Genomic DNA, 12,279 nt, shown 5'->3' with positions numbered 1-12,279 from the left:
CCTTTCAAGAAAAGGGATCCATCATGCAAACACGTACTTTGGGTAACAGCGGGCTGGCAGTGTCGGCCATCGGTCTGGGCTGCATGGGGCTGAGCTTTGGCTATGGCCCGGCCACGGACAAGGGGCAGGCCATCGCCCTGATCCGCCGCGCCCATGAACTGGGGGTGACCTTCTTCGATACCGCCGAGGCCTATGGCCCTGGCGATAACGAACTGTTGCTGGGGGAGGCTCTCGCCCCGTTCCGGGACAAGGTGGTGATCGCCACCAAGTTTGGTTTCAAGCACGGCAAGGTCTCGGAGGGGCTGGACAGCCGCCCGGCCACCATCCGCGCCGTGGCGGAGGCATCGCTGCGCCGCCTCAACACCGATGTGATCGATCTCTTCTACCAGCACCGCGTCGATCCCGATGTCCCCATGGAAGAGGTGGCTGGCACAGTGCGAGACCTTATCCAGGAGGGCAAGGTGCGCCACTTCGGTCTGTCCGAGGCCGGTGTCGACTCCATTCGTCGCGCCCACGCCGTGCAGTCGGTAGCGGCGCTGCAGAGCGAATACTCCCTCTGGTGGCGCGAGCCGGAGCTGGCCATCCTGCCGTTGCTGGAGGAACTGGGCATCGGCTTCGTCCCTTTCAGCCCCCTCGGCAAGGGCTTCCTGACCGGGGCCATCAAGCCCGATACCCGATTCGATGACACGGATTTTCGCAACATAGTCCCACGTTTTGCCGAGGCGGCGCGCCAGGCGAACCAGCATCTGGTCGAGGTCTTGGGCGACCTTGCTGCCAGCAAGGGAGTGACGTCTGCCCAGATTGCGCTCGCCTGGCTACTGGCACAAAAGCCCTGGATTGCCCCCATTCCCGGCACCACCAAGCTGCATCGGCTCGAGGAGAACCTGGGCGCAGCTCGGGTGGTTCTGAGCGCCACCGATCTGGGAGACATTCAGCGTGCCCTGGCCGGGATCAAGGTGGAGGGGGATCGCTATCCGTCACACCTGCAGCACAACGTGGGTCGCTAAGGTCGGATCCACAACAGGAGTCTCATGAATGCAGAACCCCTCTGTGCTCTCTCGCGCCGTCCCAAGGTGCCGGCGTTCTCTCTGGTTGCTAACAGGAGCAGTGATGGCAGGCATCTTTTCCTATGTATTGAAACCGGGTCTGCCCGCGCACCCTGACTCTTCCCAGTATCAGGCGGGTCAGTTCAGCAATACCGTGACACTGCCGCAGCGCAGCACCTGGGAAGGGGTACGGCTCTGGTGGGATTTTCTGTTCGCCAAGCCTGATGGCACAGTGCCGGATCGCGCCATCCCGGTGCAGGCCATGAGCCGTGAGGGGCTGATGGCCGCCTCGGATAACAGTGTGTGGCGCCTCGGCCACTCCAGTCTGCTGTTCAAATTGCAGGGCAAGTTCTGGCTGACGGATCCCGTGTTCAGCGAGCGCGCCTCGCCGGTGCAATGGTTTGGCCCCAAGCGCTGGCACGCACCGCCCATCACCCTGGATGCGCTGCCCCCCATAGAGGCGGTGATCCTCTCCCATGATCACTACGACCATCTCGACCATGACGCCATCCTTGCGCTGCAAGAGAAGGTCAGCCACTTCATCACGCCGCTCGGCGTGGGGGCGCGCCTGGTTGCCTGGGGTGTCCCCCGGCACAAGGTCAGGGAGCTGGATTGGTGGCAGAAGGCCCGGGTCGGCGGCATTGAGTTCATCGCCACCCCAGCCCAGCACTTCTCCGGCCGTGGCCTTGGCGATGGCAATCAGACCCTGTGGGCCTCCTGGGTCATTCGCGGGGAGGGAGCCACTCTCTTCTTCAGCGGTGACAGCGGTTACTTCGATGGTTTCAAGGAGATCGGCAAGCGTTTCGGCCCGTTCGACGTGACCTTCCTCGAGACCGGGGCCTACGACAAGCGCTGGGAGTACGTGCACATGTTGCCGGCGCAGACGGCGCAGGCGTTTCACGATTTGCGCGGGCAGTGGCTCTATCCAGTGCACAACGGCACCTTCGATCTGGCCATGCATTCGTGGGATGACCCGCTCGAGCAGATTGTCCGTCTGGCCGCCGAGCAGCAGATCCCATTGACCACCCCGGTGATGGGGGAGCCCCTGAACGTGCTGACCCCCCATGAGGGCAGCGCCTGGTGGCGCGATTGACACATTTTTAACGCACAGGAGTCGACAATGAACCCAATATCCGCAACCACGCTTGCCCAGGCTGAGGCAAAGGATCAGACGATACAGGTATTTTCCCCGGGGCTGGTGCCTGCAACCCAGGGTGCCAGCGAGTTCTTCGTCGGGGATGTCTATGTGGATCAGCGCTACCAGGGCACGGCGCCCGCCGCTATCTCTGGTGGTCTGGTCAGCTTCACGCCGGGGGCGCGCACCGCCTGGCATACCCATCCTTTGGGCCAGACCCTCTACGTGGTCAGCGGGGTAGGGCGGGTGCAGATGGCAGAAGGTCCTGTCCAGGGGATCCGGCCAGGGGATCTGGTCTGGATCCCGGCTGGCGTGAAGCACTGGCATGGTGCGGCACCAGATACTCCCATGACCCACCTGGCGCTGGCCGAACGGCAGGATGGCCAGGTCGTGACCTGGCTTGCGCAGGTGAGCGAGCGTGATTATCGCGCCTCCGTCGCCGGGGACCGGAATTGAGCATGCAGGGGAATAATAGTCAGCCCGATCCCCAATCAGTGCACCTTGATACCGCCCCTTAGCGTGATCAAGCGCTTCTTGAGCACCCATGATCTGGCGGGTAAGCGGCTGGTTCCTTTCATCACCCACGGTGGCTATGGCATCGGGGATAGCGAGGCGGTACTCGCCAGACTGGCATCAGGTGCCCGGCGAGATGCACCACTGATCATGGAGTGCGATCAGGAGAGGCGAACGACCGAGACAGTAGCCCGGTGGCTGGAGGCCATAGGGACTTGATCTCATCTTTGGGCGAGGCAGACAGGTCATCGTCGTGATGGCGACAGGTGACGTTCATTACGTGAACAGGATTGATGCTTGATGCCAAACAAGGGAACACAACCATGAAGAGACTCAGTAAATCATTGCTTTTTTGCATGCTGGCAGGGGTGCTAGTGGCGCCCGCTCATGCCGATCCCCTGGTCATTCAGGAGCAAGGCAGCTTTGCCGCGGGCGGCGCCGTCGTCACCGCCCCCGGCAAGTTTGACCCCAAGCAGCCACTGGAGCCTGCTGGTCAGACGTACCATGGGGATCACGCCAGCGTCTTCTATCAAATTCCGCCCAACCCGCACAAGTACCCGATCGTCATGCTCCACGGTGCCGGCCAGTCTTCCCGTACCTGGCAGACCACGCCGGATGGCCGGGAAGGTTTCCAGAGCCTGTTTCTGCGGCGGGGGTTTGCGACCTATCTGGTCGATCAACCCCGCAGAGGCAGCGCGGGTCGCAGCATGGTGGAGGGGGCGGTGGCCCCCAATCCGGATGAGCAGTTGTGGTTCAATCAGTTCCGTCTTGGCGTCTGGCCGGATTATTTCAAAGACGTCCAGTTTTCTCAGGATCAAGCGGTGCTGAACCAGTATTTCCGCCAGATGACGCCCAACACCGGGCCCTTTGATGTCAATGTCATTGCCGATGCCATGGCGGCTGTGGTGGACAAGAGTGGTCCGGCCATCCTGTTCACCCACTCTCAGGGGGGCGGACCTGGCTGGCATACTGCCATAAAAAGCAACAAGGTGAAGGCCATAGTCGCGTTCGAACCAGGCAGTGGCTTCGTCTTCCCTGAGCAGGCGTTGCCAGCCCCCATGCCGAGCGCGTTCGATACCCTGAAGGGGGAGCCGGTGGCGATGGCGCAGTTCATGAGCCTGACCAGGATCCCGGTGCTGATCCTGTATGGCGACAACATCCCAAGCCAACCGACCGCCATGCCCGCCCAGGACAGCTGGCGAGTCCGGTTGGCGATGGCCCGTGAATGGCGGGATCTGGTGAACCAGCATGGAGGGGATGTCACCGTCGTCCATCTGCCCGAGATCGGCATCAAGGGCAACACCCACTTCCCCTTCTCCGATCTGAACAATGTGCAGATCGCCGATCTGGTGAGCGAGTTCCTGAAAGAGAAAGGTCTGCAATAACCACGGGAGACAGCAAGGGTGATGACGCGATTCATGAATATTGCTAATAAACCCTAGCAAGATCCCGGGTCTAATCTAGTCAATCCCCTTGCGTTATGCTGGGCACACATTATTGGAAGGATATAGTCATGCACACAGTCAGACTCAATAACGGTATAGAGATGCCCCTGCTGGGCTTTGGGGTCTTTCAGATGACAGACGCGGCAGAGTGCGAGCGTGCCGTCATCGAGGCCATCGACAGCGGCTATCGGCTGATCGATACCGCCGCCTCCTATCAGAATGAGACCCAGGTCGGGAACGGGATCAGGCAGAGCGGCATCGTGCGCCGCGAGCTCTTTGTCACCACCAAGCTCTGGTTGCAAGACGCCAGTTACGAGGGAGCCAAGGCGCAGTTCGAGCGCTCCTTGAATCGCCTGCAGCTCGATTATGTGGATCTCTATCTCATCCATCAGCCCTACGGGGATGTCCACGGTGCATGGCGGGCGATGGAAGAGTTGCTGCAAGCCGGCAAGATCCGGGCAATTGGTGTCAGCAATTTCCAGCCGGACCGGCTGGCGGATCTCATGGCGTTCAACAAGCTGGTGCCTGCCGTCAACCAGATAGAGGTGAACCCCTTCAATCAGCAGTTGCATGCCGCGCCCTGGATGCAGAGTCGACACATACAGCCACAGGCGTGGGCTCCCTTCGCAGAGGGCAGAAATGGTCTGTTCCAGCACCCGGTGCTGACCGCCATCGGCGCGAAGCGGGGAAAGAGCGTGGGGCAAGTCGTGTTGCGCTGGATCTTCCAGCGAGGCATAGCGTCGCTGGCCAAATCGGTGCGCAAGGAGAGGATGAAGGAGAACCTCGATATCCTCGACTTCGAGCTCAGTCAGGATGAGATGGTGCAGATAGCCGCGCTGGATACCGCAACCAGTGCCTTCTTCTCTCACCGCGACCCCGCCATGGTGGAATGGTTGACCCAGCGCAAGCTCGACGTCTGACAAGGGCAATCAGCAATGGCGTCGGGAGATGACAGACGGTTGGTGGCGCGGCGCGCCGCCAACCGTTTTTCCTGCTGAGGGAGCACAGTGCTCACGGTCGGGGAGGGACAGGGATCATGTCCGCTGGCGTAGTAAAATGACAACGCAAAAAAGTAAGAAACAGAGGTCGACGCCACGTTATGTCAGCTTATGGGTAAATTTTATGTCTGCTTATAGGTAAAGTCATGGATGTAAGTTGCTGATTAATAATGGTGTGTCATGTCAACTTATGGGTTAAGCGACACAATAAGTTACGACTAATAGCCCCCTTCAGACATCTTGGTAATCCACTTTGTGTGGATGGATCAGGAGTCTTCATAGTGAATCTCTGGCTCTCTCCGCAAGGTATCTGGTACTACCGCAAGGTCACCATGCTCCCCTGTGGGCGCCGCAAGGACATCAATAAATCTCTCCGTGCTCGGGACAAGCTGGTCGCACGAAGCAAGGTGGCCCAGTTGCTTGCCTGCGCGCGCTCTCGGGTAAAGCCTGTGGCTGCCCAGCCAGAACTTCAATCAAGCTCCTCGCCGGAGCCTCAGCAGCTACCGCAACAGACACAATCTGCAGCCAATCCTGCCCCTGAATCAGTCCCAGTGGCGCCTTCTGCCATTGCATCCCCTGTGCTCTCAGAGCTCAGTGAGCGTTACCTGAAAGAAAAGGCGTTGTCCTGGGCACCAAAAGAGCTCAGCAACCAGAAGAACTACATCGGCTACTTCATTAAGGCGCTGGGGGATTCATGGTGCCTGAACATCAGGGACAACCGCCCAGACCAGAAGCTCAAGACGGCTAACAGTGCTCGATTTGTGCCGATCCATTCCTCGTTGATCGCTGGTGGCTTTATCGACTTCGTGCAGGAAAGGGCTGGGGGACGGCTGTTCCCTGAGTTACCTCTTCGACAAGACGGTTACAGCCATCTTTGGGGGCAGTGGTTCAGTCGTCATCGTCCTGTAGACAAAGACTCCCACAGCCTGCGGCATACCGTGGCAACAGCGTTGAAGGATCATGGGGTGCCGTTACAGTACGCAGCAGCAATTTTGGGTCATACCAATAGTGCTATCAGCTATGATCGGTACGGTGGTGGGGTAGCAGTCGAGAAGCTACAAACAGCTATCGAAGCGGCACTATGAACGTACTACCTTGGAGGTCATCTCGTAGGCACTTCAACCCAAGAAAAAGTCACTATTTAGCTAGATGCTGATGAGCACAAGGAAGAGCTCCAGTGGAACACCAGAGGCCTGATAAGGTACTACCTGATTTGAATAAGCTAAAAGAGCAAATTGCGTTAGAGTACGGGCGATGTCTCCTCCAGTTGCAGCAGTTTGAATTGATGCTTAAAGCAACCCTGCCCACTCTGAAGGTAAGCGGATTTTCCGATGAGTTGGCTGGTAACATAGAACGCGACCGCCAGCTTCTAGGCGGAAAGACGCTGGGGCATTTGGTTGGCCAGTGGAGCCAAAGAACGACGTTGGAGGATGAACAAGAAATTGATGATGACGCTCTGAACGGCCGAGCTTACTTCCGTTTCAGTTTTGGCCTGGAAAACGGGGAATGGATGAACGAAAAGCTCAAACAATTGGTCGAATTGCGAAATGAGCTGGTTCATCATTTTCTGTCACGTTTTGCATTGAACTCGGAGGCTAGTTGCCAAGACGCAATCAGCTATCTGGTGACGGCAGCCAACACCATCAAGGACAACATAGAGGCGTTACATTCCCTCCTGACTACCGCCGAACAAGCCAAGAGCGAACTGTTCGAATTTATGAACTCCCCTCAGGGGGAGCATTTTTTAATCTCAGGAATCCTGCCTGGTGAACCTGTCAACAATTGGGAAAACACCACCATCATCCAACAACTGAAATGTGAGGAGCGTTTAATAGGCAAGGGCGGTTGGACACAGTTAAACGAAGCCATCTGCAGTATCGGCCAAAGACGCCCAGGGTTATCCCCCAAGCTATACGGGTGTAGCAGTTGGCGGGAGGTTATTCATCGTTCCCAGCTCTTCGAAGTAGACAAACGACTATCTCCCACTGGTGTTATGGTTTGGTATCGCACACGCCGGGCCTAAGAGGATTGTGCTAATTTCTGCCGCTCGCACACTCAGAACAGGAGCGAGGTCGCCACACTACCTGCAACTGTCTTAATCAGGTCAAAGGTCATGTCGAGCCCCTTGGTTGCAAAAGTTTCTTTGGTCTTGTTCCAGACAGTATCGCTACAGATTGCATCTAGAAATTCGTGACCAGTCCATGTAAGTCGAGTTGCCATGAAATTTATGGGGCCACCGCCAAGAACTCGGCTCATTTTTCCTTCAACTAGCCCCGCTTCAATTAGCAACTCCATGTGGTAAGAAATTTCATAAGCGGCACTTACATCAGCAAGCTCGAAATCCCCAAGCGACAAGTAATGGTCTGTACTGGGTAAGCCTTCTAATTTTGTCAGTACATCTCTTACGGTATCCCAATTGCGTTTCATCCTAATCCATTTCCCCAAAAAATTTCCAAAATAACCAAGATGTTACCTAATGAATCATCGCTGGTAAATTCATCATTATTGGGATTGTTATTGATCTGGTGTACTGTATACCCAAACAGTAAAGGAGGTAAGTAATGCAGTTAGACGAGTTCGTCAAGGCCACAATCATGCAGGTTGTCAAAGGGGTGAAGGATGCGCAGGAAGAAGCAGCAGAGTACGGTGCTGTCGTTAATCCTCGACCAAATGGCGGTTATGGTCATCCAAGGGAAACTCCCGTAGCTTTCGATGTAGCCCTGACAGTAACGGGAACCAGCTCAGGTGAAGTTGGTGGAAAGGTTACGGTTGCCTCGTTCCTGACTCTGGGTGGGAAAGCAACAGAATCAGATGCACGACAAGAGACTAGCCATGTGAAATTTGAAGTGACGTTGGCTCTGCCGTGTACTGAGGTGCAGAAGTCCTCTATCGTTTCCTGCTAGTTAGAGCCTGTAAATCCAATTGTGTAACCGCCCACGAATAAGTAACTTTTTCAAAAGGATACCTTAGTGGGCAAGCAAATGGACCAAGACAAACTCAAAGCACTGGCTGCTGAGCTGGCCAAAGACATCAAGTCTGAAAAAGATCTCGGCACCCTCACCCAACAGCTGATCAAGCTCACCGTCGAAACCGCGCTCAATGCCGAAATGGACGAGCATCTGGGCTACGAGAAACACGCCCCACAAGGCCGCGGGACCGGCAACAATCGCAATGGCTATTCCACCAAGCGCCTAAAAGGGCAGCACGGAGAAGTCATCATCCAGGCTCCTCGTGATCGCAACAGCTCCTTCGAGCCTCAGTTTGTCCGCAAGGGCCAGTCCCGCCTGACCCAGATGGACGACCAGATCCTCGCCCTCTACGCAAAGGGCTTGAGCACGCGGGATATCGTTGACGCATTCAAAGAGATGTATGACGCAGACATCTCGGCGGGGCTGGCATCGAAGGTGACCGAACGTGTCATCGAGCAGGTCCACGAATGGCAAAACCGGCCGCTGGAGCCGCTCTATCCCATCGTCTATCTGGACTGTCTTGTGCTGAAAATCCGCGAGAACCAGCGGGTGATCAACAAGTCGCTCGATCTGGCGCTGGGTATCAATATGGAGGGTCACAAGGAGCTGTTAGGCCTGTGGCTGGCCGAGACCGAAGGGGCAAAGTTCTGGCTGTCGGTCCTGACTGAGCTGAAGAACCGTGGTCTGGAAGACATCCTGATTGCGTGTGTGGATGGCCTCAAGGGCTTCCCTGATGCCATTGCCGTGAAGTATCCCCAGACCAAGGTGCAACTGTGTATCGTCCACATGGTCCGCAACTCGCTGCGCTATGTCTCCTGGAAGGACTACAAGGCGGTGACGGCGGAATCTACCAGTCTGCGACGGAACGTGAAGATCAGCAGGCGCTGGCGGCCTTCGGCGAGCGCTGGGATAGCCAGTACCCGCAGATAGCGCGCTCCTGGCAGGGTAACTGGGCCAATCTGATCACGCTGTTCGATTATCCCCCCGCCATCCGGAAGGTGATTTACACCACCAATGCGATCGAGTCACTGAGCAGCGTGCTGCGTAAAGCGACCAAGCAAAGGAAGCTCTTCCCGACCGATGACTCGGCGCTAAAAATGACGTTCCTCGCGATACAGCAGGCCTCCAAGAAATGGACCATGCCGATCCAGAATTGGAAGCTTGCCCTAAATCGCTTTATTATCGAATTCGGTGATCGCCTGAACGGTCACCTGTAATGGAGTGGGCAGTTACACAGAATTATTTACAATCTCCAGTTTACGCTTCCCTCCTATAGCCTGAATGCCGTCAGACTTTCCCGAAAATTTACGCCAGCGCGCGTCAGACTATTTATGGATTTCCTACGGGATAATTTTGGGGCAGCATCCCCCGCCAATTGAGTTTTTTTGATGAAGGCTCCAATGCTTTTCAAAAGAGCAAATCTCGTTATTGCGCATAGCAATTATGATATCACTTCTGCAGTCTGGTCAGCTTTTCCGATACAGTTCGAAATAGCCAAACGCCAGTTTTTGCGCCTCTACCAGTGCGGCAGGGGCTAGTTTCTTAACCATCTTGTCACGCGATACTATGGCTGCGTGATCACCCTTGGTTGCTGCGAGAGAAAACCACGCATAAGCCTGCCTGTAGTCCTGTTCTACTCCAAAGCCATTTTTATAGAGGTATCCAAGGTGGCGTTGTGCCTCTTTGCCCCCCTGCTCGGCGGCCTTGCGATACCAGACAGCCGCCTGTCGGTAGTCCTGTGGCACCGTCTCCCCCTTCTCACACATCATGCCGACGTTTAATTGGCAGTCTGCATTGCCCAGTTCGGCCCCTTTCTGAAACCAGAAACAGGCCTTCTGCCTGTCTTGCGGCCCATCCAATCCCAGGCCAGTGTCATACGCATGTGCCAAACAGATAGCAGCAGTCACATCGCCCTGTTCAGCTAGCTCAATCAAGGTTTCAATCGCATCGTTCATCTTAAACACCTCCTGCAGCTGGCTCATCCTGCGTCAGATATCTGTACCGTATTTGGCAGATATCCGAGTGGTATGATTCAACCTCTCCCGCCATTTCAATTTAGCCCTAAAAACACCCCTTAAGAGGGCCGCATTGAGTGCGCGCCTTGTGGGTGAGCGTCTTTTTATTACTGATGGGGGTGGGTAGGGGCTGCTGAAAATAATCCTCCATTTCGCGATGACTAGGGAGGCTGTGAACACGCATCCTCTGTGAGGAGACTGGGAGGTTTAGTTATTTTAATTCAACAAATTACAGGGTAGCGACTCAAGGTGATGTGGCGATGATCTCACGTCAGGGACTTGTCCGCGCCTTCCTTGGTTTATCGACTATCCTAGAGCATCTCCGGTCTGTTCAACAGCATCAAGACTCGGCTATAGGCTAAGCATGATGGCTTGGATTCGGATGGGTTAACTCTACAAAGGAGATCTTCATGGTTAAATACAAGGTTGGTTATTTCGTCGGTAGTCTCTCCAGTACATCAATCAATCGATTGCTGGCCGAGGCGCTGGTGCGTTTGGCACCGCCCGAGTTGGAGTTGATTGAGATCCCCATTCGGGACTTGCCCCTGTACAGTCAAGACTATGATGCGGACTTCCCCCCGGTGGCACGAAAATTCAAGCAGTCCATTAGCGAAGTCGATGCGGTGTTGTTCGTGACGCCGGAGTTCAACCGATCCATCCCTGGTGGCCTGAAAAATGCGATCGACTGGGCCAGCCGGCCGTGGGGCCAAAACTCGTTCACACGTATGCCTTCGGCAGTAATAGGTACGTCGCCCGGCGCCATTGGCACCGCGGTCGCGCAACAGAGCTTGCGTGGAGTGCTGTGCTTTTGCAATTCGCCACTGATGAATACGCTGGAAGCCTACATTCAATTTAAACCCGGTCTGATCACCGAGGGCGGACAGGTCACGGACGATTCGACAGCTGACTTCCTGCGCAACTACATGAATGAGCTGCATGCATTCATCGTGCGGGTGCTGACTGTATTGCCGCGCAATGCCTGAGCCGTTACCGATAATTCAGCGGCCAGGGCCAGTTGAAGTACCATTTCGTGACTGACGCCAAGGGTATCGCGCACACTTAGGTGGAGGGTAACGTCAACAGCAATGATGCAGCCGACTTCCAGATCGACCTAGTAGGCACACATGGTGCTGACCGATAGTGACTTCATCGAGAACAAGACACCGGCCTGAGGCCGGTGTCTTGTTTATGTAGCTGTCGTATCTGCTTAGCCCAATTCAGTCGAACGAGCCCATTGGCCCGGGGTAGGCCACCTCTTCGAGCATCCCGGTATCGACATCGTAGATGAAGCCGCGCACGCTGACCGCATCCGCGCCGTTCGTCGGTATCCAGGGGTGGTTCAGAACGGCCGACATGCCGCGCCGCACGTCCCAGGTGAGGCGCTCCATGTTTCGCTCATCGCGAGGAGAATCAAGCGGCTCTATTTGCCCACGAAACGCGTGGAATGCCGATGGCGTGGCAGAAGACGTCTTGCAGCTCGTGAACGCGCGGCCGGTGGCTTGGCCGAGTAGTGCCTCCGCCCTTGGATCCCCTTCCAGACCGGCTTTGAACAGGTCGTCGGTGAAGGCGAGCATGCCGCAGCGAGTGTGATGGATCAGGATGATTTCGTCGGTGTTGAGCAGGTGATGCGAGATGATCAGGCAGCGAAGGGTGTCATCACTGACCACCCCGCCGGCGTTGCGGATGATGTGGGCGTCCCCTGTCTGCAATCCGAGCAGGTCCTCCACGTCGATCCGCGCATCCATGCAGGTCACGACCACCACTCGCCTGGCCGGCTGGATCGGCTGTTTACCCGGATAGAGAGGCTGGTGCACGGCCTCGCCCAGTGCATACCTTTTGTTGTTCACCAGATACTGATCCGTTTTTGACGTTGCCATGTTTGGCCCTCCGTTTCGCAATGACTGGGTGCCATCTTCAGGCTCCAGAGACGATGTGCTCTTTCACGGCTCGCACGGACGGGGTCAACAGTTTTGCGGGGAGGAAAGAATCTGTGCAGCTATGAGTGTAGCCAAGGCGTCTGGCCCTATTGGTAAGGCTATGTCCCAATTACGTGTTGCATGGGGCGCCCAAGCGCCTCATGCAAGCAACGTGGAACATCCACTTCCCGCCCATAACGCTCCAGCATCCGTCGCCAGCCCAGATAATTCCTCAGATAGTG

The 12,279-nt window shown here is 56.2% G+C and carries 13 protein-coding genes and 2 pseudogenes; 11 read left to right on the top strand and 4 right to left on the bottom strand.

All coding sequences use genetic code 11. The annotated features are described in order from the left end of the window. The first annotated feature begins 23 nt into the window (after positions 1-23). From KW825_RS00075 to KW825_RS00040, 8 genes are all read left to right on the top strand, one after another. A complete protein-coding gene (locus KW825_RS00075) occupies positions 24-1,007 on the top strand; it encodes an aldo/keto reductase (RefSeq protein ID WP_218327791.1) in 984 nt (327 codons plus the stop codon). A gap of 103 nt (positions 1,008-1,110) precedes the next feature. After that, a complete protein-coding gene (locus KW825_RS00070) occupies positions 1,111-2,139 on the top strand; it encodes an MBL fold metallo-hydrolase (RefSeq protein ID WP_256353702.1) in 1,029 nt (342 codons plus the stop codon). A 27-nt stretch (positions 2,140-2,166) separates the two neighbouring features. Further along, positions 2,167-2,637: a cupin domain-containing protein gene (locus tag KW825_RS00065; RefSeq protein ID WP_042653705.1), complete on the top strand. Its 471-nt coding sequence runs from the start codon at positions 2,167-2,169 to the stop codon at positions 2,635-2,637. Between the two features lie 45 nt (positions 2,638-2,682). Continuing rightward, positions 2,683-2,913, top strand: a complete 231-nt coding sequence (locus KW825_RS00060) for a flavodoxin (protein ID WP_218327790.1) — start codon at positions 2,683-2,685, stop codon at positions 2,911-2,913. Between the two features lie 104 nt (positions 2,914-3,017). Then, positions 3,018-4,079 carry an alpha/beta fold hydrolase gene (locus KW825_RS00055; protein WP_256353701.1) on the top strand — a complete coding sequence of 354 codons (1,062 nt, stop codon included), beginning with the start codon at positions 3,018-3,020 and terminating at the stop codon, positions 4,077-4,079. 128 nt (positions 4,080-4,207) lie between these two features. Continuing rightward, positions 4,208-5,059, top strand: coding sequence for an aldo/keto reductase (locus KW825_RS00050; RefSeq protein ID WP_042653707.1), 852 nt, complete (start codon positions 4,208-4,210; stop codon positions 5,057-5,059). Positions 5,060-5,418: 359 nt separating this feature from the next. Next, positions 5,419-6,222, top strand: coding sequence for a tyrosine-type recombinase/integrase (locus KW825_RS00045; protein ID WP_218327786.1), 804 nt, complete (start codon positions 5,419-5,421; stop codon positions 6,220-6,222). A gap of 92 nt (positions 6,223-6,314) precedes the next feature. Beyond that, positions 6,315-7,160, top strand: a complete 846-nt coding sequence (locus KW825_RS00040; RefSeq protein WP_218327785.1) for an OST-HTH/LOTUS domain-containing protein — start codon at positions 6,315-6,317, stop codon at positions 7,158-7,160. Between the two features lie 32 nt (positions 7,161-7,192). Here KW825_RS00040 and KW825_RS00035 read toward each other — a convergent pair whose 3' ends face one another. Next, a complete protein-coding gene (locus KW825_RS00035) occupies positions 7,193-7,564 on the bottom strand; it encodes a DUF2513 domain-containing protein (RefSeq protein ID WP_218327784.1) in 372 nt (123 codons plus the stop codon). Positions 7,565-7,698: 134 nt separating this feature from the next. On the opposite strand from KW825_RS00035, the gene KW825_RS00030 reads away from it, so the two are divergent. Further along, positions 7,699-8,040 (top strand): hypothetical protein, encoded by a 342-nt coding sequence (locus KW825_RS00030; RefSeq protein WP_218327783.1) that lies wholly within the window; start codon positions 7,699-7,701, stop codon positions 8,038-8,040. 78 nt (positions 8,041-8,118) lie between these two features. Then, positions 8,119-9,323 (top strand): annotated as a pseudogene (locus KW825_RS00025) (IS256 family transposase). Between the two features lie 249 nt (positions 9,324-9,572). On the opposite strand, the gene KW825_RS00020 reads toward KW825_RS00025, so the two are convergent. Next, positions 9,573-10,061, bottom strand: a complete 489-nt coding sequence (locus KW825_RS00020; RefSeq protein ID WP_170176004.1) for a tetratricopeptide repeat protein — start codon at positions 10,059-10,061, stop codon at positions 9,573-9,575. A 470-nt stretch (positions 10,062-10,531) separates the two neighbouring features. Between KW825_RS00020 and KW825_RS00015 the strand changes: the two genes are divergently transcribed. Continuing rightward, the gene (locus KW825_RS00015; RefSeq protein WP_042653708.1) at positions 10,532-11,104 is read left to right on the top strand and encodes an NADPH-dependent FMN reductase; all 573 of its coding nucleotides are present in this window, start codon (positions 10,532-10,534) and stop codon (positions 11,102-11,104) included. Between the two features lie 234 nt (positions 11,105-11,338). Here the strand turns inward: KW825_RS00015 and KW825_RS00010 are convergent, their stop codons facing one another. Both KW825_RS00010 and KW825_RS00005 read right to left on the bottom strand, forming a co-directional pair. Beyond that, on the bottom strand, positions 11,339-11,998 hold the full coding sequence (locus tag KW825_RS00010; protein ID WP_218327782.1) for a carbonic anhydrase: 660 nt from the start codon (positions 11,996-11,998) through the stop codon (positions 11,339-11,341). Between the two features lie 158 nt (positions 11,999-12,156). Further along, a pseudogene (locus KW825_RS00005) lies at positions 12,157-12,279 on the bottom strand (IS1595 family transposase); the annotation flags it as partial.

Origin of the sequence: Aeromonas sp. sif2433, from assembly GCF_019218705.1 — a bacterium.
Classification (GTDB): Bacteria; Pseudomonadota; Gammaproteobacteria; order Enterobacterales; family Aeromonadaceae; genus Aeromonas; species Aeromonas encheleia.
Note: the sequence above shows the minus strand (reverse complement) of the source record. Positions and strands in the feature narration are given on the sequence as shown.

What these genes read in the sequence shown, in the direction of transcription:
- KW825_RS00070 (WP_256353702.1), top strand. Translation starts at nt 1,111, where the DNA reads ATGGCAGGCATCTTTTCCTATGTATTGAAACCGGGTCTGCCCGCGCAC.
- KW825_RS00055 (WP_256353701.1), top strand. Translation starts at nt 3,018, where the DNA reads ATGAAGAGACTCAGTAAATCATTGCTTTTTTGCATGCTGGCAGGGGTG.
- KW825_RS00030 (WP_218327783.1), top strand. Translation starts at nt 7,699, where the DNA reads ATGCAGTTAGACGAGTTCGTCAAGGCCACAATCATGCAGGTTGTCAAA.
- KW825_RS00035 (WP_218327784.1), bottom strand. Translation starts at nt 7,564, where the DNA reads ATGAAACGCAATTGGGATACCGTAAGAGATGTACTGACAAAATTAGAA.
- KW825_RS00015 (WP_042653708.1), top strand. Translation starts at nt 10,532, where the DNA reads ATGGTTAAATACAAGGTTGGTTATTTCGTCGGTAGTCTCTCCAGTACA.
- KW825_RS00075 (WP_218327791.1), top strand. Translation starts at nt 24, where the DNA reads ATGCAAACACGTACTTTGGGTAACAGCGGGCTGGCAGTGTCGGCCATC.
- KW825_RS00010 (WP_218327782.1), bottom strand. Translation starts at nt 11,998, where the DNA reads ATGGCAACGTCAAAAACGGATCAGTATCTGGTGAACAACAAAAGGTAT.
- KW825_RS00020 (WP_170176004.1), bottom strand. Translation starts at nt 10,061, where the DNA reads ATGAACGATGCGATTGAAACCTTGATTGAGCTAGCTGAACAGGGCGAT.
- KW825_RS00050 (WP_042653707.1), top strand. Translation starts at nt 4,208, where the DNA reads ATGCACACAGTCAGACTCAATAACGGTATAGAGATGCCCCTGCTGGGC.
- KW825_RS00065 (WP_042653705.1), top strand. Translation starts at nt 2,167, where the DNA reads ATGAACCCAATATCCGCAACCACGCTTGCCCAGGCTGAGGCAAAGGAT.